We start from the raw sequence: 20026 nt of genomic DNA, 5'->3' as shown, positions 1-20026 counted from the left end.
CACTGAAGCCCTGCGACATAGCACAATGTGCTGTCAGAGAGATGACGACTCAAGGGAACAGGCGTCAATTTGTGAGAACCGCGGCGTGCTCCGAGAAGGGACCATGGTGAATCACCTTCACCTTCCGAACGACGGACACCAAAGCGGTTCAGCTGGGGAAACCGCGACGCAGGCACAGTGCTGGACGGACTACATGATGGCCCAACCTGAGCAGGATCTTGAGCAGAAAATGTTGGCTTTGACGACTCAGTCGAGCCCGAGCTTTTTCTTCAGCTCGGCATTCTCCTTGCGAAGGCGTTCCGCAAGCACGCTTGGGCGATCGGATTTGGCGCGCCGCCGGGATTGGACTCGATGGAAAATGAGTGGCCTCGAGTTGACTCACCTGGTCGGCAAAAGGCGATCGACCTCGTCATCAGACAGATCCTCGAGAAGCTTGAGAACGGCGCCCTCGCCGCCGGCATTGACCATAATCGTCCGCTTGCCCCGGTGTTGTTGTGGCCAGGCCTCAGGGTCGATCTCGCCGGCGCGCCCCTTGCAATCCGCATGCGTGGCGTTCCAGATCGCTTCGAGTTTCTCCTCGCGCGTCATGCTGTCGGCAGCGCCCGTCTCATGAGCAATGATGGCGGCCCGCATGGCATCCGGACTGTGTTTGTCGGATAGGTCACAGAAGCCGTGGAACCAGCGTTCGCGACCGCGAACCCTGATCGCAAAGAAGACGCTGGTGACATAGCCGGCCTTGTATTCCGATAGGCCGAACATGCCGGTGCGCTGGAACAACGGCGGCAGGAGCCCAAGCATGAAATGGTACTCGACACTTGAGATCTCGAACCACTCCCCGGCGTAGGGAGCGCCCGACAGCGGGTCTGTGCCTGGCACGTCATGCTGCCGGTTGAACAGCCTAAACATCTGCTCGCGCGTCGCGATGCCGTTGAACACTTTTCTGAAGGGAGGATGTGTAGGCATGGAGGTTTCTCCTTCGAGGCACGCCAAACCCGCGCGCGGGAATGCTCCTGCAACGGGGCGGCCACGTGCCGGTTCTGGTCGTGGATTGACGGTCGGTGGAGTCGCGCTTGTGCGCGGCCGGTTGAGCCAGAGCTCAATCGTTCTCGGGATGGGGGGAGGTCCGGCCTGTCGGCCGGCTTCCTTCCCCTGGAGGCGGCGTCAGGCGGCGCGAGCAGCCGCCACGTGGCGACTGGCAACGATGCCGGTGATGGCGCGAACAGCGGCGGCGAGCGCCGGGATGTCGTTCAGCAGGGAGAGTGCTACAAAGTGATTGGCGCCGCCGGTAAAATCCGTGCGGCCGTTGCAGGTGCGAATGAGAATACCGTGACCCGAGGAGAGCCCGAACTGGCCAACCTGAATATAGGCGCGATCATGATGGAGGATGATTTCGCCGGAAACCGCGATACCCCCCTTGTTTGAACGCAGCTCGTAGCTGCCTGATGGCAGGGCTAGCTCGGCGGCGAGCCTCTTCAACCTTGACCTGGCCGTCGCATGAAAGCGTCTCTTTTGCTCACCATCGTAGGCGCAGCTTTTGTTCCAGTCGAACATGTCGATCTCCATGAATGGGAACAGGCCTGATGTCGCGCGACCGCAGGCCTGTTCCTGATGGTTGGAATGGTCAGATGACGCCCGGTCCTCGATTACATCGGCGCCAGGCTCGTCGGCTAAGCCCCACAAGGCTCCTGGCACGGTGCCGGACCCCTTGTGATCGGGACGCCAATTATTCCGCGGCCTGAAGCTCGTCTGTTTCGTCTTCGACGCCAGAGGCGCGCTCGCCGGACGGGGGATCGGCACTGTCGGTCAGGAAGGCCGGCAATTCGGCCGGATCAGCGGCGGAAGGATCGTCCGAAGTGTCGCCGACCACGGGTTCGCCGATGTCCGCAACAGGACCTTCCTGTTCGAGACGCAGCGGCTCGGGCAGCCAGTTCGATCCTTCGAGAAGGCGCGCGGCTTCACGGGCCATCAGGTCCTTTTTCATATGGTCGATCAGCTGCGCGGATTCTTCGCCACGGGCCTCGCGAACAGCCTGAACGATCCGTGTCTTGGTCACGCGGCCAAGATAGTTCTCCACCGTGGGTGTCCAGCCAGCCGACGCCATCTCGAACTGGAGAGCACGGGCAAGAACATCGGCGTGCGCCAGTGCTCCCGGGCGCCTGTTCCAGGGCTCGACGACGGCATTTAGCGAGAGCGCGGCGCCGTGCGCAAAGAGCGCCTTGCGGCTTGCCTCATCGAGACCAAGGAGAAAATCCCAGAGATCGCCTTCGCTTTGCGGGAGATCACGATCCCAGGCCTCATGGCGTTCCGCGATCTCCTTTGCCCAGGGCGTCTCGCCCAGGTCCTGAACCTGGCCGAAGCTGTTGCTCCTCATGCTGATCTCAAGGCAGGTGTCCTGAGCAAAGCGATAGAAGGCCTGCAGCGTGAGCGCATGAAGGACCGCGACAAAGGCGATGTCGCCGTCGCTCGCGAGCGCGTTGCGCAATGCCAGTGTGCGCTGCGCGGTCAAGTCGAAGACGAGGCGTTCGGGCAACGGCTTGATGCCGTCGTCCTCGACTTCCTCATTTGCATCGGGCGCCCCGTTCACTGGTTGGCCGACGACAACCCCGCTGGCGACGCCGTCGGCCGAGCAGGGCGCATCGCCCTCCTCGCCCTCCCCACCATCGATGCCGTTGCCGGTCTCGGCGCGCGGCTCGTCCTCAGGGCGAACGAAACCAGGCTCGACCTGAAGCTGCCCATCGGCCGCGAGCGTCACGAAGACGCCCGCGATCGGCTTCTGCGCCGGATCGTAGAGGCGCGGACGATCATCCAGGGCGTCAAGTTCAGCCCCGAGCCGGTCGAGCTTTTCCTCGACCGCTTCGTCGGCCTCGTCGGTTGCGGCGTATTCTGAATCGAGCTTTTCGTACTCGGCCTTGATCGCGGCGTAACGCGCGATCTCTTCGGCGCTCAGTTCCCGCGGTTCGGCATAGATGCGCCGCATGCCGGAAGTGTGGCCGTAAGGGAAGCTGATCGCCGGCTCGACCCACTTCCAGCCTTCGGTGCGGATCGCCTCCGCATCGACCTTCAGCTTGTCGAAGACGAGCTGCTCGAGAAGTGCGGCGTCCTGGAACCAGCCGCCGCCGTCCTGCTCGAACAGGTCACGCAGCACGATGCCGCCGGCCGCCTCGTAGGCTTGCGCGCCGACATAGACGGCGCGGCGGTCATCGGCACGGACCGTGGTCTCCGTCAGCAGACGCTTGATGTAGTAGGGCTCCTGCATGTGGGAGGCCGAAATTCGCTCCCACACCTGTTCCTGCCGCGCCTGATCGTCAGTGATCGAAAACGCCATGAGTTGGTCGAGCCGGATCTCGTCCTTCTCGTAGAGTCCGAGCAGCTTTGGCGACACCGACGCAAGCTTCAGACGCTGCTTCACCGTGGCTGCCGACACGAAGAACCGGGCGGCGATCTCTTCGACGTCGAGGCCCTGGTCGCCAAGGGTCTTGAATGCCCGGAACTGGTCGAGCGGATGGAGGTTTTCGCGGTGGATGTTCTCGGCGAGCGAATCTTCTTCCGCCGAGGTGGTGGCCCAGCGATTGACGATGCAGGGGATGGGCTCGTCCTTAGCCAGCCGCTTCTGCTTGATGAGCATGCCGAGCGCCAGATAACGACGCCCGCCGGCGGGGACCTCAAACGTGCCAGTCTCCTGGCCGTCTTCGGCAAGCACGGGTCGCACATTCAGGCTCTGAAGGAGCTTTCGCCGGGCAATGTCGTCGGCAAGCTGCTCGATCGACACGCCGTCCTTCACGCGGCGAACGTTCTTCTGCGACAAGACGAGCTTGTCATAGCCAATGTTTTCCGCGGCATTCATAGCGATCTTCTGGTTGGCCTTTGCCATGGTCAGAGTCTCCATGACGGGCGGCCCGGGGCCTCTCCCCGAACCTCCTAGCCCGTCAGAAAAACTCCCTTCCCCCCTCTGTCTCTCGTCCGCCGCTGGCCACAAACGAAAAGGCGCCGCCGCTTCAGACGGCGACGCCGGATACCAGTGACGAAAGGGCGTCTTGCGCGCGCCGAGGCGTTGTGCCAGCAGGCGCAGTCACGAAGCCCGATCGAGAAGCTTCTTCGCCTTGCCCTCCATGTCGAGCCGTACATCCTGGTGCTGTTTGTCGCGCGCGATGCGGGTGATGCCCTGGACGAAATCAAAGATGCTCTCAGGCGGCCGGCCTTCCTCGAGCAGCACCGTGTCGATGATCCTGGTCGTCTCGGCCCTGGAGAAGCCGCGCTTGCGCAGGAATTCCGCGCGGCCCTCATCATCGCGAGCGACGATCCGCTCCCGCGCCGCCTTGATGCCATTGACGAAGGGCATGGGCGAGGATTCGGCGAACTGGATCAGCGCCGGCTCCGCCTGGCGGGCGAAGCGCTGCGGGGCGAATTTGCTATGCCGGATGGTGATTTCCTCGAAATCCTCAACGCCCCACAAATTTCTGTTTTGACATACCGCGCGCAGGTAGAAACTGGCGATGCCGAGGGATCTCGCCCCGACTTCTGAGTTCCAGCAGTAGAACCCCCTGAAATAAAGATCCGGCTCGCCATTCGGCAGCTTGCCGGCCTCAATCGGGTTGAGATCGTCGACCAGGAAGATGAAGACGTCGCGGTCGGAGGCATAGAGCGTGGTCGTATCCCTTGAGACGTCGACATTGGGATTGTAGACGCCGCTCGACCAGTCGAGTACGCCCGGCACTTTCCAGCGTGTGTCACCTGTGCCGTCGCCGGCAATCTTGCGCACGGCCTCGACCAGATAGCTATCGAATATACGGCCATAGTCGGGCCCGGTGACCGCGCGCAGTTCGACGCGCTCATTGTCGATCTCGAGCGTCTTGACCTGTTCCGCCCTGTGCGAGGTCAGGCCGAATTGCAGGTTGATTGCGGCGAGCGGCGCGGGAAGCTGGCGCAGGTAATTCGCCGGCGCGCCGACCAGGCTGGCGAGCTGCCCGAAGCTCCAGTGGGTCGGGGCGACTGGTGCCCCGGCGCCGGGCAGCATGAGCGTCAGCCGCTCTGGATTGTCGCGGCTGGCCTCGACGCGGATCGCCTCGCTTTCGACGATGCGCGTGCGGCTGCGCTCCGATCGCCGCTTCACCGAATTGTTGAGATCGGCCAGTGAAAGATAGCGCTCGTCCGCCGGGCGGTTGAACCACTCGGACGAGACGCGGCCAATGCGCTGGCCGCGGCTGAGATCCACCTTGTAACCATTGGTTCCGATCCGGCTGGGCGCCTGAATTTCCATCTGGGTCATAGCTCTCGCTCCGCAGCGGACGCCAGGAGCCACTCTCCAGGCCTTCATCCGCCGCCCCGCATTCGCTCCACCCTCTCCCTCTGCCGGCGCCAGCGAAGCCAGCCGGAGCGCCGCGTTGCTGCAGGGCTGCATCACGCATGCACATCCGAATGGCGAAGACCGGCCGTAGATCGGTTTCCAGCGGAGGCGGGGGCCAGGAAGACACCGGCCTCACCTGGTCACTACTGAGGATCGGCCGGACGCCCTCAAGGGCTCATTGACCTGCCGGCGACAACAATCCCGGTTGCCATGCTGGCGAAGGCGTGACTCAATGCACGTCCAGGGGATGCGGCGGCGTCCGGAGCGATGGAGGCGATGCGACGCTTCAGAATTGCTGATCAGGTCATCGAGGAAGCGGTGTCCAACCTGCAGGCGGTGCTTGCGGATGCCTATCAGCGCAAGATCCGGCCACTTTGCTTGTGCAGGGAGCCGGGTGCGGCGATGTATATTGCCCGGGTCGGCGACCACTACATCGTCAAGCGTATGCCCTCCTCAGGCGGCGGGCATGATCCCTCCTGTTCGTCCTACGATCCGCCAGACGAGCTATCAGGTCTCGGGATGCTGATGGGCAGCGCAATCCAGGTCGATCCCGAGAGTGGGTTGGCGTCGCTGAAGCTGGATTTCAGCCTGTCGAAGGTCGGCAGCCGGGCAAAACCTGTGGCCGCTGCTGGCAACTCGGACAGCGTAGTTGGCGACGCAAGGAAATTGTCCTTGCGCAGCCTGCTTCACTATCTTTGGCACGAAGCCGAATTGACGGTATGGACGTCACGTTGGACCGGCAAGCGCCATTGGTGGAATATCCGTTGGCACCTGATTGAGGCCGCCCGGCAGATGACGGCGAAGGGCGGCATGTTGAGTGAGATCCTGTTCGTGCCGGAGCCGTTCCGGTCCGCCGAAAAGACCGGGATCGAGCAGCGACGTGTCCTGGCGCTCGCGCCTGCCCTGCCGCCGGCGACAGGTCCGAGGCGGCTGATGATCCTGGTTGGCGAGGTCAAGGAGTTCGCGCCGGCGCGTAGCGGCCACAAGCTGATCATCAAGCACATGCCGGGGTTCGTATTCCTGGTCGACGATGGGCTTTATCTCCGGCTTCAGTCTCGCTTCGAGACCGAGCTCATGCTGTGGGACGCTGATGAGGCGTCCCACCTGATCGCGATCGCCACATTTGCGCTCACCGCGACCGGGCTCGCCGTCATCGAGGAACTGGCGCTGATGGCGGTGGCGGAAAACTGGGTGCCCTACGAGTCCGCCTACGAAAAGAAGCTGGTCGATGCACTGGCCAGCGTGAACACGCGCAGCATAAAGGGCCTGCGCTACAATTTGCCGGCAGATCGGCCGGCAGCGGCCGCCTTGTTGCAGGGGCAGCTGCGGCCGACCGCGCTTTACGTCGTCCCGCCAACTTCCGAACCGTCCTACATGGAAGCACTTGAGGAGTTGATCGCCTCGCGACCCGACATCGATGCCTGGCAATGGAGGACGGCGGAGGGAGAAATGCCGCCGCTGCCCGCCGGATGATCACTTCATGCAGCGGTCTGGCCGACGGCGCTCGCATGCAACGCCACGCGAACGAAGGGGCGAAAGCCCACCCGGCTGTGGCCGAGTGGGCTTGGATGTCGGTACGCAGCACTTATCCGCCCCGTGAAGGTCGCATCTGATGGTTAAGATTGGATTAGAATTGTTCATCATCAACGCATCCGAACGGGATGCCATGCATTTTTAAGCCGGCATCAATGCAGGCTGGTTTTTCTCGCCGCTACCACAATCGTGTGTTGCCTGGGGCCGGGCTCTATGGAGACAGGCCTGCTGCAACTTCCATTGCGTTCTATTCCTGCCATCATTAGGGAAGCCAAATTTCGCCCACGAGCAAACCAGGAGGATTCCGTGACAGAAGAAGCCGAGAACAATACCGACGCTCTCATCGAGCTTACCGCCGACGTCGTGTCTGCGTACGTTTCAAACAATCCAGTACCCGTGGGCGAACTTCCGGCCCTGATCGACCACGTGCATGCTGCGTTGAAGGGCACGATCGGTGGAGCGGCCGCCAAGCCTGAGGAGCTCAAGCCTGCAGTCCCGGTCAGAAAGTCGGTCACGCCCGACTACATCATCAGCTTGGAGGACGGAAAAAAGTTCAAGTCCCTGAAGCGGCACCTTTCTACGCACTATGGCCTTACGCCCGACGAATACCGCGCCAAGTGGGGCTTGCCGGCAGACTATCCGATGGTCGCCCCGAACTATGCCGCAGCGCGCTCAGCTTTGGCCAAGACCATGGGCCTGGGTAGAAAGCAGGCCGAACAGGCTGCGCCTGTAAAGAGGGCCCGCAACAACGGCGCGGCCTGAACGTTGTCGGGTTCCGGAACGCGAAAGGCGGGAGAACCCCGCCTTCGCTGAGACGTTCTAGTTTCACCCGGTAGGCCTCAGTAGCTGCGCCAGGCGCGATTTCATCTGCGGCGGCCGGAACATGCCTCGCCATCGGCCTGCTCTTGGGCACGCCATCGGCAGTCAGCTCGCTTTGCTGAGATTGCCGGCCGAGGATTTCCCGGTGCGGCGGTCCTGCTCGATCTCATAGTTGACCTTTTGGCCATCAGCGAGCGTCGAGAGACCCGCGCGCTCCACTGCAGAAATGTGCACGAACACGTCCGGTCCACCGCCATCAGGCTGGATGAAGCCGAACCCCTTCGTGTTGTTGAACCACTTCACAGTTCCAGTCGCCATTCATTTTTCCTTTGTGTCAGTGCAGCGTGTCTGGCTCACGGCCTAGCCGGTTAACTTTCAGACGTTGGGATAAGCGCAGGAAAAGCGAGGAATCGCAAGGCCACGGGGTCCGGCAAAACCAATTGCCGGATACCGACTATGCCTTTGCTCCCCTCTCGACCACCGCATTATTTACTGCGCTTACCCCGTCTCGCCGAAAATGGGCACTTCCCTTGGGTTACCCATCGCGGATGTCGCGTTTGGCGAAGTCCCGTGGCAGTGCGAAGACCTAAACCGTACAGGTACGCAGTTGACGCGCAGCCGCGCATAGTCCACGTTAGTTAAATCGGTTTAGCTGCCTTCCGGCGCGGCCACGATCTGGAACATGCACGACCAGCCAACACGAAGCAAAAAAGCAAGCACCGCCCGCAAGGGCCGCAACATCAACGTGGATCTGATCGCGGTCGTCGCCGCCGTGAGCGACCGTGAGCCTTGTGTTCTCACCGTCGGGCAGCGGGATTCCCTTCCGTCGGGTCCGTTCGAACTCAGCCACCGATCGCTGCAGTCTGGCCTCAGAGACTGGGTCGAACAGCAGACAGGCCATCCGCTCGGCTATATCGAGCAACTCTATACCTTTGCCGACCGCGACCGGATCATCGCCGGCCTTGAGCAACGCAGCATCTCCATCAGCTATCTCGGGCTGACCCGGCAGGACGCCATGACGGCGTCACGCAAATCCCATTGGAGAAGCTGGTACGACTATTTTCCCTGGGAGGATCACCGCTCCGGCGTGCCGGAAGCGCTGGATCTATTGCGGCGGCGCCTGATTGCCTGGGCGAAAGGCGCAGAGAACGCGGCCTCCCGGCGCGACCGCCGCCAGCGAGCGGCGATCGCATTCTCCTTCGACGACCGTCCCTGGAACGAGGAGCTCACGCTCCAGCGCTACGAACTGCTCTATGAAGCCGCGCTGGTCGAGGAGGCTGGTGTGGATCCGAACGCCGCTCCCGCCGCTTGCGTATCGGGCAGGGCAATGGTCGCCGACCATCGCCGGATCCTGGCGACAGGGATCGCGCGGCTGCGCTCAAAGATCAAATACCGGCCTGTCGTCTTTGAGCTCATGCGACCGACCTTCACGCTGCTGCAGCTGCAGCGGACCGTGGAAGGGCTGGTCGGCAGGCTCATCAACAAGCCGAACTTCCGCAGGCTTGTCGAGCAGCAGGAGCTGGTCGAGGAGACCGGCGAGACGTCCCTCGACACAGGCGGCCGGCCAGCAAAGCTCTACCGCTTCCGCCGTGCTGTTCTCGACGACAACGCTGTCGTGTTGGGAACGAAATTGCCGCTTTCGCGGGCTTGACACCTTTATAGTCGACGTAGATATATGCCGCTTGTTGTCAGCCCGAATATAAGCGGAGGCGCGGATGATTGGCGCGTTACCAACGGCCGCGTCGCTGTATGAGCGCGTCCGGCGGGTGATCCCGCCGATCGAATGGCCGGCCTTTGCCGACGACATCGATGCGATCCTGGCGCTGAAGCGCGAGCGCAACGCCGTCATCCTGGCGCACAATTATCAGACGCCAGAGATCTTCCATTGCGTGGCCGACATCGTTGGCGACAGCCTGGCGCTGGCCCGCAAGGCGATGACTGTGGAGGCAGACGTGATCGTCGTCGCCGGCGTGCACTTCATGGCCGAGACCGCAAAGCTCCTTAATCCCGGCAAGACCGTCCTCATTCCGGACCTTGCCGCAGGCTGTTCGCTGGCTGACTCGATCACGGCCGAAGACGTGCGCCTGATGCGCCAGCGCTATCCTGGCGTCCCGGTGATCACCTACGTCAACACATCCGCGGCCGTGAAAGCCGAATCCGATATCTGCTGCACGTCGGGCAATGCGCTGGCCGTCGTGAAGTCGCTCAATGCGCCTCGCGTCATCATGCTGCCCGACGAATATCTGGCGAGGAACATCGCCGCACAAACGAAAGTCGAGATCATCGCCTGGAAGGGACGCTGCGAGGTGCATGAGCGCTTCACCGCGGCCGATATCCGCGAGCTACGGGGAGCGCATCCCGGCGTGACCGTACTTGCCCATCCCGAATGCCCACCGGAGGTCGTCGCTAAGGCCGACTTCGCCGGCTCGACAGCGGCAATGTCCGACTATGTCGGACGGCACAAACCGGCGCGCGTCGTGCTGATGACGGAATGCTCGATGAGCGACAATGTCGCGGTCGAACACCCGGACGTGGATTTTGTGCGTCCGTGCAATCTTTGCCCGCACATGAAGCGCATCACGCTTCGTAACATCCGCAGCGCGATCGAGGAGAACCGTCACATCGTCACCATCGATCCGCGTGTAGCCGAGCGGGCCCGCTGGGCCGTCGAGCGCATGCTCTTCGTATGACCCCAGACATCCATGACATTGGCGGGGCGCCGGTCATTGTCGGCGCTGGCATCGCCGGCCTGATGACCGCGCTGCACCTGGCGCCACAGCCGGTCGTTATTCTTTCCCGCGCTCCGCTCGGAACCGAAACCTCAAGCACGCTGGCCCAGGGCGGCCTTGCCGCGAGCCTGGGGGACGACGACAGCCCCGAACTCCATCTGACCGACACGCTTGCTGCCGGCGACGGCCTTTGCAATGAAGCGATCGCCAGGCGAGTCGTCGAGTCAGTCCCCGCAACCATCGACCACCTCATTCGTCTTGGCGCTCCTTTCGACCGCGCGTTAGACGGAAAACTGCGGCTCGGCCTGGAGGCGGCTCATTCGCGGCGCCGCATTGTCCATGCCGCAGGTGATGCCACCGGCCGCGAGTTGTTCCGCGCGCTGCTCGCCGTGGCGTGGCGAACCCGTTCGATAACAGTCATGGAAGGTGCGACAGCCCTTCGCCTGGTCGTTGCAGAGGGCGGCATTGTGGGCTTGTTGGCCGCCTTGCATTCACGCGTGTTTGCTTTGCCCACCCGCCGTGTGGTGCTGGCGACTGGCGGTATCGGCGGCCTCTTTGGCGATACCACGAACCCGCTTTCCTCATACGGGCATGGTCTTGCGCTGGCCGCCTGTGCCGGCGCGGAGCTCGCCGATCTGGAATTCGTGCAGTTCCACCCGACCGCGCTCGACACGCCGCGCCGGCCAATGCCGCTTATAAGCGAAGCGGTACGGGGCGAGGGCGCGGTGCTGGTGGACGAATACGGTCACCGCTTCCTTGCCGCTATACCTGGCGCTGAATTCGCATCGCGCGACATGGTCGCCCGCGCAATCGCCAATCAGCTCGCCGCCGGGCATCGTGTCTATCTCGACGCCCGACGATGCCTCGGGCAAAAATTCGAAAAACGCTTCCCAGCGATCGACGCCGCTTGCAAGCAGGCCGGCATTGATCCGGCCATGGAGCCCATTCCTGTGCGTCCGGCGGCTCACTATCACATGGGCGGCGTGGCGGTAGACGCTGAAGGGCGCAGTTCCGTTGGCGGCTTGTGGGCCTGCGGCGAGGTCGCATGCACAGGGCTCCATGGCGCCAACCGTCTCGCCAGCAACTCGCTGAGCGAAGCCGTTGCAACAGCCGCCTGGGTCGCGGCAAGTGTGGCTGGCACCTCAACCGGCCGGCAATGGCCCAGGCTGCCGGCAGTCTTTCCATTGCGACCCGACCCCTCACCTGTACGCCAACTTGTCTCTAATGCGCTTGGCATCTTTCGAAATGGCAAAGTGCTGCGCGAGGCGATCCCGACGCTTCTGCCGATCGCCGTTGGCGAGACCGCCGCGGCCGACCCGGCCCTGGTTGCGCTGTTGATCGCGATCGCAGCATTCCGCCGCGAGGAAAGCCGCGGTTCGCACTACCGGTCCGATTTCACTGGGCGCGATGCTGCCGCCCTCCCCTCGCGACTGACGCTCTGCGCAGCCTTTGAGAATGCCGTCGCGCTCAGCTGGCAGAGATCCGAACGGAGCCGTTGATATGACTTCCCTTGCACCGCTCCCCCAGATCATCCTGGAACCGATCGTGCGCAGCGCCCTTCTGGAAGATTTTGGCAGGGCCGGCGACATCACCAGCGATGCCATCATCCCCGCCGATTGCAAGGCGACGCTTGCATTGAATGCCCGGCAGGCTGGTGTCGTTGCCGGGCTCGATCTGGTAATGTTTGCCTTTCTGCTGGTCGATCCTGGGATCAGCATGCAGTTGCGCTGTCCGGAGGGCGGCAAGGTTTCGGCTGGCGAAACCATCGCGATCGTAAACGGGCCAGCGCGCAGCCTGCTGACTGCGGAACGGACGGCGCTCAATTTTCTATGCAAGCTGAGCGGCATCGCAACGGCGACAGCCTCGCTGGTCAACGCGGTGCGGGGCTATAACGCAAAGATCGTGTGCACAAGAAAGACGACGCCTGGCCTGCGTGTTCTGGAAAAATATGCCGTGCGCGCCGGTGGCGGCGCCAACCACCGCTTCGCGCTCGACGATGCCGTGCTCATCAAGGACAATCACATCGCTATTGCCGGTGACATCCGCACCGCGATCGAGAGGGCGCGTGGCGCCATAGGTCACATGGTCAAGATCGAGGTCGAGGTCGACACGCTGGACCAACTGGAGATGGCGCTGCAGGCGAGCGTCGACGCCGTACTTCTCGACAACATGTCGCTCGAGGACCTCGCCCAGGCTGTGGCGATGGTCGGAGGCAGAGCTCTCACAGAGGCGTCGGGTCGGGTGACACCGAAAACGGCTCCCGCAATCGCGGCGACCGGCGTCGACCTTATCTCGGTCGGCTGGCTCACCCACAGTGCCCCCATCCTCGACATCGGCCTGGATATGCCGGCTGACCGGAATTGCCGCAGGCATCTGAACTGACGGAGAGGACATGAACCGCAATCGCAGGAACTCCTTTGGCCGCAGGATGACCTGCGAGAGGTCCGCTCCAGTTGCACCTCCACCGATTGTCGACGAAAGGCTGCGCAATGACCGGCAATACGGTTCCATGGGTGGGGAGGGAGAGTTGACGGAAAAGGGACAAGCAAAAGACCGCGTCGAAGCACTTGGCGTAATCGTCTGCCGGCTCGATGAGCTGCGCCAGCTGGCTGCCTCGCAGGGGCTGGAACTTATCGGCTACCTTTTGGACGTCGCATTCAATGAGTCATGCGACGCGATCAGAAGGGAGCGTTTATCCGCTCACGGCCAAGAAACCACGGGCTAGCGTCCAATACCACCATCGGCCGCCAGGGGGCGGGTGGGCAGGATCGAAAGTCGTTTTGGGAGGAAGGGATGCGCAAAATCGTTGCCGGCAAGCTGCATGGCATCCATGTCACCGAGGCCAATCTCGACTATCACGGCTCGATCACGCTTGATCCCGACCATTGCGAACAGGCAGGCATCCTGCCGATGGAATTCGTCGATATCTGGAACAAGAATTCTGGCGCGCGGATTTCGACCTATGTCATCCTCGGCGAACGCGGCGCGCGCTGCTGCATTCTCAACGGCGCCGCGGCCCGCACCTGCCAGCCAGGCGACCAGGTCATCATCTGCAACTCGGTCTATGTGGACCAGGCGGAGCTCACCGCGCTCAAACCGCGTGTGCTGACCTTCGACAAGGATAATCGAATCCTCGACCGCCTTACCTATTCGGTCGAGCGCGATGCGGGCGGAGGCTACAGCTTTTGCATACTCAATGAAACCAACAACGTCATGCCCGTGCCGGCGCTGGTGGGTAGATCGTGACGGGCTCCGAAGCCCGTTTTCTCGGCTGATACCCAAACGTTTTTGCTGATGGAGGTGGAATGAACGCGGAGCTTGGCCCGGACCTGACATCGGACCCTCTCGGTTGGGCCCATCCGCCCTGGACCCGAGCGGAAGCCCAGGCAGTCTACGACCTGCCGTTCAACGACCTGCTGTTCCGGGCCCAGACCATCCATCGTGAGCATTTCGATCCCAATCGGGTGCAGCTATCGCGCCTGCTGTCGATCAAGACCGGCGGCTGCCCCGAGGATTGCGGCTATTGCAGCCAGTCCGCCCATCACCAGTCAGGCCTCAAGGCCTCGAAGCTGATGGAAGTTCAGCGCGTCATCGCCGAGGCCAGGAAGGCGCGCGATGCCGGTGCCACGCGCTATTGCATGGGCGCCGCCTGGCGCAGCCCCAAGGAGCGCGACATGGACGCGGTGGTCGCCATGGTCGAGGGCGTGAAGGCTCTCGGCATCGAGACCTGCATGACGCTCGGCATGCTCGACCTCGATCAGGCGCAAAGGCTCAAGCGGGCCGGGCTCGACTACTACAACCACAACATCGACACCTCCGAACGCTACTATAGCGAGGTCATCTCGACACGAACCTTCACTGAGCGGCTGGACACACTTGCCAATGTCCGCGACAGCGGCATCAAGGTCTGCTGCGGCGGCATCGTCGGCATGGGCGAGGAGCAGACCGACCGCATCGACATGCTGGTCACGCTCGCCAACCTGCCGGAGCCACCCGACAGCGTGCCGATCAACATGCTGATCCCGATCGAGGGCACGCCGCTCGCCGAGGCGGACCCCATCGAACCGATCGAATTCGTGCGCACGATCGCGCTTGCCCGCATCATGATGCCGAAGTCGCATGTGCGGCTTTCGGCCGGCCGCACGGCGATGAGCGACGAGATGCAGGCGCTGTGCTTCTTCGCCGGCGCCAACTCGATCTTCGTCGGCGACACCTTGCTGACCGCCGAAAACCCGGGAGAGGACAAGGACAGCGCCTTGTTCCGCCGGCTGGGCATCAAGCCATTTGCGCGTGAGGCCTTGTGAACGGCAGTGGCTTCCTCGACCGCTACAGGGCGACCTTAGATGGTCTTGCTCGCAAGCACCGGCTGCGCACGTTGAGCAGCCGCTCGGGCGCCGACTTCGCCTCCAACGACTATCTCGGCCTCGCGCGCTCCAAGCGTATGGCAGAGGCGGTCGCCGCCGCGCTCGCCGCCGGCACCCCCGTCGGGGCGACCGGGTCGCGGCTGCTGCGCGGCAACACGCCTGAGCACGAGGCGCTCGAAGCCAAGGCGGCCCGCTTCTTCGGCGCCGAGCGCGCGCTGTTCTTCGGCGGCGGCTATGTCGCCAATTTCGCGGCGCTCACGACCTTGCCCCAGAAGGGCGATCTGATCGTGCTGGATGAACTCATCCATGCCAGTGCGCATGAGGGGGCGCGCGCCGGCCGCGCCGAAGTCATGCTAGCCGCGCACAACGATGCGGGCGCCGTGGACGACGCAATCCGGAGCTGGCGCGCGAGCGGCGGCGGCGGCCGGCCCTGGATCGTGGCCGAGAGCCTCTATAGCATGGATGGCGACCGGGCGCCGCTCGGCGAACTGATCGAGGTCGCGGACCGCCACGACGCATTCCTGTTCGTCGACGAGGCGCACGCCACCGGCGTCTATGGCCCGGATGGGCGCGGCCTGGCGCACGATCTCGAAGGCCGAGACAATGTCGTGGTGCTGCATACCTGCGGCAAGGCGCTGGGCGCATCCGGCGCGCTGGTTACCGCGCCCGCTGTGCTGTGCGACTATCTGGTCAATCGCTGCCGTCCCTTCATCTACGCCACCGCGCCCTCGCCTTTGATGGCCGTGGTGGCGGCAACGGCCCTCGATATCGTCGTCCAGGAGCCGGATCGCCGCGAGCGATTGGCAGGGCTGGTCGCGCTTGTGGGCAAGAGGGCCGAGAACCTTGGCTTGGCTCCGAGCGGTTCTCAGATCCTGCCGATCATCGTCGGCGACAATGCCGGCACTATGGCGCTGGCAGCGGCCCTGCAGTCGCGCGGTTTCGACGTGCGCGGCATCCGCCCTCCGACCGTGCCCGAAGGCACGGCAAGGCTGCGGATCTCACTGACGCTCAATGTCGGCGAGGCCGACGTCTCGGCACTGTTTGATGCTTTGGCTGCGGAATGGGAGCGCGCCCGATGACGGTGCAGATTATCATTACCGGCACCGACACCGGCATCGGCAAAACGGTGTTCGCAGCGGGCCTTACGGCGCTTCTCGATGGCATCTACTGGAAACCGGTGCAGGCGGGCAACCGCGAAGAGACCGACAGCGAGGTTGTCTCTCTTCTGGCAGGACTGTCTACTGACCGGGTGTTGCCGGAAGCCTGGCGCCTTAGAGAGCCGCTGTCCCCACACCGCGCCGCGGAGTTGGACGGGGTGGAGATTGATGCAGGTCAACTCGCACTGCCTAGGACGGACCGTCCGCTCGTCGTGGAGGGCGCCGGCGGACTGATGGTGCCGTTGAACAGGCGCACATTCTACATCGACGTCTTCGCACAGTGGAACGCGCCGGTGGTGCTTTGCGCCCGCACCGCGCTCGGCACCATCAACCACACGCTGCTCTCGATCGAGGCGCTGCGCGCCCGCTCAATCCCGCTGCTCGGCGTGGTGTTCATCGGCGACAGGATGGTCGATACGCAAAAAACGATCGTCCAGATGGGCAAGGTTCGCGTGCTGGGTCGTCTCCCCTTTCTCCAGTCGCTGACCCCTGGAACACTTTCCGCGGCCATGAAGACTTCGTTTAACGCCGCCGACTTCGCGGAGATCCGGCCATGAGTCGCCGCTCCGCTGTCTGGCATCCCTTCAGCCAACACGCCACCGAGCCGGCGCCGCCGCCGATCGTGCGGACTGAGGGCGCCTATGTCGAGACGCGCGAAGGCAGGCGCATCCTCGATGCGATCTCCTCCTGGTGGGTCATCAGCCACGGTCACCGCCATCCGAAGATCGTGGAGGCGATCCGTGAGGCGACCGAATCGCTCGACCAGGTGATCTTCGCCGGCCTCAGCCACGAGCCGGCCGAGCGATTGGCTTCGGCGCTGGTCGACATGGCGCCAGCGGGCCTCGACTGGGTCTTCTATTCCGACAGCGGCTCGACCAGCGTCGAGGTGGCGCTGAAGATGGCTCTCGGCTTTCACCGCAATTCCGGCGCGGCGCGCTCGCGCATCGTCGTCATCGAGCACAGCTATCACGGCGACACCATCGGCACGATGAGCGTCGGCGCGCGCGGCGTCTTCAACGCCGCTTACGAACCGCTGTTGTTTCAGGTCGACACCATCCCCTTCCCGGCCGCGGGCCAGGAGCAGCAAACGCTCGACGCCTTCGAACGGCTGGCGCGCGACCGCGAGGTTGCCGCACTGATCGTCGAGCCGCTGGTGCTTGGCGCCGGTGGCATGCTGATGTATCCGGCCTCAGTTCTCGCCGAACTCAAGCGCATTGCCGAGCGCTCGGGGACGCTTTTCATCGCCGATGAAGTCATGACCGGCTGGGGCCGCACAGGCACCATGTTCGCCTGCGAACAGGCGGCGGTCGCGCCCGATATTCTGTGCACATCCAAGGGACTGACGGGTGGATCGTTGCCGCTTGCGGCGACGCTTGTCACCGACGCGATCTTCCAAGCGCATTATTCGACGGATCGGTCCAAGACCTTCTTCCATTCGAGTTCCTACACTGCAAACCCGATCGCCTGCGCGGCAGCACTGGCAAATGTTGGTATCTGGAACGACGAGCCGGTGGTGGAGCGCGTGGCCGCGCTGTCGCGGATGCAGGCGGAGAAGGTAGCGCGGTTCAACGGGGATCCGCGTTTCGAGAATGTGCGCACGGCCGGCACCATCGCCGCGCTCGACCTCAGCGTCGGCAATGCCGGCTATCTGGCCGAGGTCGGCCCGAGGCTGCGCGCCTTTTTCCTCGATCGCGGATTGCTGGTGCGACCGCTCGGCAACATCATCTACGTGCTGCCGCCCTATTGCGTGACGTCGGACGAACTCGATCGCCTCTACGCGGCAATAGACGAGGCGGCCGGACTTGCGGGTGACAAAAGGTGAACCGCACAGCGCGCATCATTGGCCTTGGCCATCACGTCCCGGCGCGCAAGGTCGGCAATGCCGAGATCGAGGCAGGTCTCGGGCTTGAAGCAGGCTGGATCGAGGGGCGCACCGGCATCCGCACGCGCTTCTGGGCAGAGCCTGGCGACACGCTTTCCGGACTGGCGGCCAAAGCGGGCGACATGGCGCTGCAGGCAGCCGGCATCGATCGCAAGGAGATCGGCCTGCTGCTTCTGGCGACTTCGACGCCTGACCATTTGCTGCCGCCGAGCGCGCCACTGGTGGCGCACAGGCTCGGCCTTGAAAAGGCCGGTGGGGTCGACCTGTCCGGTGCCTGCGCGGGGTTCATCTACGCCATGACCTTCGCCGACGGCTTCGTGCGCCTGCACAACAAGCCAGCCATCGTGATTGCCGCCAACATATTGAGCCGTCGGATCAACCCGGCCGAGCGGGCGAGCGCCGTGCTGTTCGCCGATGCCGCCGGCGCGGTGGTGCTGGCCCCCTCCAGCGATCCCGGCCACGGCATTCTCGGCGCCTCTTTTGCCTCGGATGGATCCGCCTACGGCCTGATCCACATCCCGGCGGGCGGCAGCAACCGTCCGTTCGCGCAAGAAATCGACATTGCCGAAACCCGCATGACCATCGCGAACGGCCGCGAGGTCTTCGTCAAGGCCGTGGAGATGATGAGCCGCTGTTCCGTCGAGGCACTGGCAGCGGCCGGCCTTTCAGCGCCGGAGATCGCCCGATTCGTGCCGCACCAGGCAAATGCCCGCATCTTCAACGCTGTCGGCAAGTCGCTTGGCATCGAGGATGACCGCATCGTCAAGACCATTGCCGACCATGGCAACTCGTCGGCCGCGACGATCCCTCTGTCACTGTCCGTTGCCCACAACGCCAATCCCTTTCGACCGGGCGAGAAGCTGCTGCTGGCTGCGGCCGGCGCAGGCTTCACCGGCGGGGCACTGGTGGTCGAGGTGTAGGTACCCAGCGTGCAACGGAGGGATTCTGCATGAAGGTGGCAGTCATGGGTGCCGGAGCCGTCGGTTCCTATTTCGGCGCCGTGCTCGCGCGAGCCGGGCACGAGGTGATGCTCATCGGCAGGCCGAGCCATATAGAAGCCATAGCGGCGCGCGGCCTGTTGGTCGAAGCAAAGACATTCCAGGGCTACGTCCCAATCGGCGCTACGACCGAGCCTTCGGGCGTAGCGGGCACCGATGTCGTACTTGTTTCGGTCAAGTCGGGAGATACCGAAGCGGTGGGGCGGTTGTTCGGCCCTCATCTGGATGCGCATACCGCCGTTCTCAGTCTTCAGAACGGGGTCGACAATGCTGATCGCCTGGCAGAAGTGCTTGGGAGCGCCGTTGTCCCAGCCGCCGTATACGTCGCGACCGAGATCACGGCACCAGGGCATGTCAAGCATCGCGGACGTGGGGAAATGGTGATCGGCCCTTCCCTCGCGAGCCAACGGATTGCGGAGGCGTTCACCGGTGCGGGCATCCCGACCACTGTCTCCGACGATGTGCTTGCGGCACTTTGGAGCAAGCTGACCGTCAATTGCGCATACAATGCGCTCTCAGCGGTATCGCAACTCCCCTACGGACAGATCTTCAATGTGGGCGAGGTTGCCGATGTCGTGCGCGATGTCGTAGCCGAATGTACCGCGGTGGCGCAGGCGATGGGCGTCGTCATGCCACCCGACACGTTGCACTCCGTTCTTGCTTTGGCTGGGGACATGCCCGGCCAAGTTTCATCGACCGCTCAGGACCTCGCGCGCGGCAGAAGAAGCGAAGTTGATTTCCTAAATGGCTTCGTCGTGCGCAAAGGAACCGAACTCGGCATTTCGACTTCGGCGAACCGGGCGCTTCTCGTCATGGTGAAACTGATTGAACGAAGGAATGTTGCCTGACGGTAACCCGAGGGGCAGGCAGTGGCTGATCAATTTCCTTAGCGAAGCACGACAACAACACGACAACAATAAGTGCTTCAGTACGAGTTGACAGGGCGACATCTCATCGTCCAACCTAGGCGCCTCACCAGGGGAGTCCCGGCAAGGGGCTGAGATACTGCTAGAGCGCGCAGTGACCCGTTGAACCTGATCCAGTTCATACTGGCGTAGGGACGGTGCGAGGTTTCGCGGGTCGGCAATCCGGCTTCGGCATTCGGGCAACCCCCGTGTCCTAGGCGAAGCGTCACTTCCTCCTCATCGCGTGGACTGGGTCTCCGTTGCACTCGAGCAAGGAGGCTCACTCATGAATGCC

The 20026-nt window shown here is 63.4% G+C and carries 19 protein-coding genes and 1 riboswitch; of the genes, 14 read left to right on the top strand and 5 right to left on the bottom strand.

Annotated features, from left to right (window positions below; translation table 11 throughout):
• Window positions 1-378 precede the first annotated feature (378 nt).
• The 4 genes from CK222_RS23510 to CK222_RS23495 form a co-directional block, all read right to left on the bottom strand.
• On the bottom strand, window positions 379-963 hold the full coding sequence (locus CK222_RS23510) for a DUF1419 domain-containing protein (RefSeq protein ID WP_095802041.1): 585 nt from the start codon (window positions 961-963) through the stop codon (window positions 379-381).
• Between the two features lie 198 nt (window positions 964-1161).
• A complete protein-coding gene (locus CK222_RS23505) occupies window positions 1162-1551 on the bottom strand; it encodes a hypothetical protein (RefSeq protein WP_095802137.1) in 390 nt (129 codons plus the stop codon).
• Between the two features lie 172 nt (window positions 1552-1723).
• Window positions 1724-3871 carry a ParB/RepB/Spo0J family partition protein gene (locus CK222_RS23500; protein WP_095802136.1) on the bottom strand — a complete coding sequence of 716 codons (2148 nt, stop codon included), beginning with the start codon at window positions 3869-3871 and terminating at the stop codon, window positions 1724-1726.
• A 198-nt stretch (window positions 3872-4069) separates the two neighbouring features.
• Complete coding sequence (locus CK222_RS23495) at window positions 4070-5266, bottom strand: DUF932 domain-containing protein (protein ID WP_095802040.1); 1197 nt, start codon at window positions 5264-5266, stop codon at window positions 4070-4072.
• 354 nt (window positions 5267-5620) lie between these two features.
• Here CK222_RS23495 and CK222_RS23490 point away from each other — a divergent pair, with 354 nt between their 5' ends.
• Together CK222_RS23490 and CK222_RS23485 are read left to right on the top strand one after the other, a co-directional pair.
• Entirely contained in the window at window positions 5621-6817 is a 1197-nt protein-coding gene (locus tag CK222_RS23490; RefSeq protein WP_095802135.1) for a DUF1173 domain-containing protein, read from the top strand.
• 366 nt (window positions 6818-7183) lie between these two features.
• Window positions 7184-7639, top strand: a complete 456-nt coding sequence (locus tag CK222_RS23485) for a MucR family transcriptional regulator (RefSeq protein WP_176477724.1) — start codon at window positions 7184-7186, stop codon at window positions 7637-7639.
• Between the two features lie 162 nt (window positions 7640-7801).
• On the opposite strand, the gene CK222_RS23480 is transcribed toward CK222_RS23485, so the two are convergent.
• Entirely contained in the window at window positions 7802-8014 is a 213-nt protein-coding gene (locus CK222_RS23480) for a cold-shock protein (protein WP_095802038.1), read from the bottom strand.
• A 364-nt stretch (window positions 8015-8378) separates the two neighbouring features.
• On the opposite strand from CK222_RS23480, the gene CK222_RS23475 reads away from it, so the two are divergent.
• The 12 genes from CK222_RS23475 to CK222_RS23420 all read left to right on the top strand — a co-directional run bounded on the left by CK222_RS23475 (window position 8379) and on the right by CK222_RS23420 (window position 19674).
• Window positions 8379-9347, top strand: a complete 969-nt coding sequence (locus CK222_RS23475) for a hypothetical protein (protein WP_095802037.1) — start codon at window positions 8379-8381, stop codon at window positions 9345-9347.
• A gap of 64 nt (window positions 9348-9411) precedes the next feature.
• On the top strand, window positions 9412-10386 hold the full coding sequence (gene nadA, locus CK222_RS23470) for a quinolinate synthase NadA (protein ID WP_095802036.1): 975 nt from the start codon (window positions 9412-9414) through the stop codon (window positions 10384-10386).
• Window positions 10383-11924, top strand: a complete 1542-nt coding sequence (locus CK222_RS23465; RefSeq protein WP_095802035.1) for an L-aspartate oxidase — start codon at window positions 10383-10385, stop codon at window positions 11922-11924. Before nadA ends, CK222_RS23465 begins: the two co-directional genes overlap by 4 nt.
• A gap of 1 nt (window position 11925) precedes the next feature.
• On the top strand, window positions 11926-12807 hold the full coding sequence (gene nadC / locus CK222_RS23460; protein ID WP_095802034.1) for a carboxylating nicotinate-nucleotide diphosphorylase: 882 nt from the start codon (window positions 11926-11928) through the stop codon (window positions 12805-12807).
• Window positions 12808-12817: 10 nt separating this feature from the next.
• Window positions 12818-13150: a hypothetical protein gene (locus CK222_RS23455; protein WP_095802033.1), complete on the top strand. Its 333-nt coding sequence runs from the start codon at window positions 12818-12820 to the stop codon at window positions 13148-13150.
• A gap of 68 nt (window positions 13151-13218) precedes the next feature.
• Window positions 13219-13671: an aspartate 1-decarboxylase gene (panD, locus tag CK222_RS23450; RefSeq protein WP_095802032.1), complete on the top strand. Its 453-nt coding sequence runs from the start codon at window positions 13219-13221 to the stop codon at window positions 13669-13671.
• 59 nt (window positions 13672-13730) lie between these two features.
• Window positions 13731-14729, top strand: a complete 999-nt coding sequence (gene bioB, locus CK222_RS23445) for a biotin synthase BioB (RefSeq protein WP_095802031.1) — start codon at window positions 13731-13733, stop codon at window positions 14727-14729.
• Entirely contained in the window at window positions 14726-15868 is a 1143-nt protein-coding gene (locus CK222_RS23440; RefSeq protein ID WP_095802030.1) for an 8-amino-7-oxononanoate synthase, read from the top strand. The genes bioB and CK222_RS23440 overlap by 4 nt, the downstream gene beginning before the upstream one ends.
• On the top strand, window positions 15865-16503 hold the full coding sequence (gene bioD / locus CK222_RS23435) for a dethiobiotin synthase (RefSeq protein ID WP_095802134.1): 639 nt from the start codon (window positions 15865-15867) through the stop codon (window positions 16501-16503). The genes CK222_RS23440 and bioD overlap by 4 nt, the downstream gene beginning before the upstream one ends.
• A complete protein-coding gene (locus CK222_RS23430; protein WP_095802029.1) occupies window positions 16500-17768 on the top strand; it encodes an adenosylmethionine--8-amino-7-oxononanoate transaminase in 1269 nt (422 codons plus the stop codon). The genes bioD and CK222_RS23430 overlap by 4 nt, the downstream gene beginning before the upstream one ends.
• On the top strand, window positions 17765-18748 hold the full coding sequence (locus tag CK222_RS23425; protein ID WP_095802028.1) for a beta-ketoacyl-ACP synthase III: 984 nt from the start codon (window positions 17765-17767) through the stop codon (window positions 18746-18748). Before CK222_RS23430 ends, CK222_RS23425 begins: the two co-directional genes overlap by 4 nt.
• 29 nt (window positions 18749-18777) lie before the next feature.
• The gene (locus CK222_RS23420) at window positions 18778-19674 is read left to right on the top strand and encodes a 2-dehydropantoate 2-reductase (protein WP_095802027.1); all 897 of its coding nucleotides are present in this window, start codon (window positions 18778-18780) and stop codon (window positions 19672-19674) included.
• Window positions 19675-19793: 119 nt separating this feature from the next.
• Window positions 19794-19905: riboswitch (TPP riboswitch) on the top strand.
• Window positions 19906-20026 lie beyond the last annotated feature (121 nt).

The sequence above is a fragment of the Mesorhizobium sp. WSM3866 genome (genome assembly GCF_002294795.1).
GTDB lineage: Bacteria > Pseudomonadota > Alphaproteobacteria > Rhizobiales > Rhizobiaceae > Mesorhizobium.
This window is presented reverse-complemented; position numbering and strand designations above follow the sequence as displayed.

Bases quoted from the DNA above. Each gene is read 5' to 3' on its own strand.
- CK222_RS23510 (WP_095802041.1), bottom strand. From the start codon at position 963: ATGCCTACACATCCTCCCTTCAGAAAAGTGTTCAACGGCATCGCGACG.
- CK222_RS23505 (WP_095802137.1), bottom strand. From the start codon at position 1,551: ATGTTCGACTGGAACAAAAGCTGCGCCTACGATGGTGAGCAAAAGAGA.
- CK222_RS23500 (WP_095802136.1), bottom strand. From the start codon at position 3,871: ATGGCAAAGGCCAACCAGAAGATCGCTATGAATGCCGCGGAAAACATT.
- CK222_RS23495 (WP_095802040.1), bottom strand. From the start codon at position 5,266: ATGACCCAGATGGAAATTCAGGCGCCCAGCCGGATCGGAACCAATGGT.
- CK222_RS23490 (WP_095802135.1), top strand. From the start codon at position 5,621: ATGCGACGCTTCAGAATTGCTGATCAGGTCATCGAGGAAGCGGTGTCC.
- CK222_RS23480 (WP_095802038.1), bottom strand. From the start codon at position 8,014: ATGGCGACTGGAACTGTGAAGTGGTTCAACAACACGAAGGGGTTCGGC.
- CK222_RS23475 (WP_095802037.1), top strand. From the start codon at position 8,379: ATGCACGACCAGCCAACACGAAGCAAAAAAGCAAGCACCGCCCGCAAG.
- nadA (WP_095802036.1), top strand. From the start codon at position 9,412: ATGATTGGCGCGTTACCAACGGCCGCGTCGCTGTATGAGCGCGTCCGG.
- CK222_RS23465 (WP_095802035.1), top strand. From the start codon at position 10,383: ATGACCCCAGACATCCATGACATTGGCGGGGCGCCGGTCATTGTCGGC.
- nadC (WP_095802034.1), top strand. From the start codon at position 11,926: ATGACTTCCCTTGCACCGCTCCCCCAGATCATCCTGGAACCGATCGTG.
- CK222_RS23455 (WP_095802033.1), top strand. From the start codon at position 12,818: ATGAACCGCAATCGCAGGAACTCCTTTGGCCGCAGGATGACCTGCGAG.
- panD (WP_095802032.1), top strand. From the start codon at position 13,219: ATGCGCAAAATCGTTGCCGGCAAGCTGCATGGCATCCATGTCACCGAG.
- bioB (WP_095802031.1), top strand. From the start codon at position 13,731: ATGAACGCGGAGCTTGGCCCGGACCTGACATCGGACCCTCTCGGTTGG.
- bioD (WP_095802134.1), top strand. From the start codon at position 15,865: ATGACGGTGCAGATTATCATTACCGGCACCGACACCGGCATCGGCAAA.
- CK222_RS23430 (WP_095802029.1), top strand. From the start codon at position 16,500: ATGAGTCGCCGCTCCGCTGTCTGGCATCCCTTCAGCCAACACGCCACC.
- CK222_RS23420 (WP_095802027.1), top strand. From the start codon at position 18,778: ATGAAGGTGGCAGTCATGGGTGCCGGAGCCGTCGGTTCCTATTTCGGC.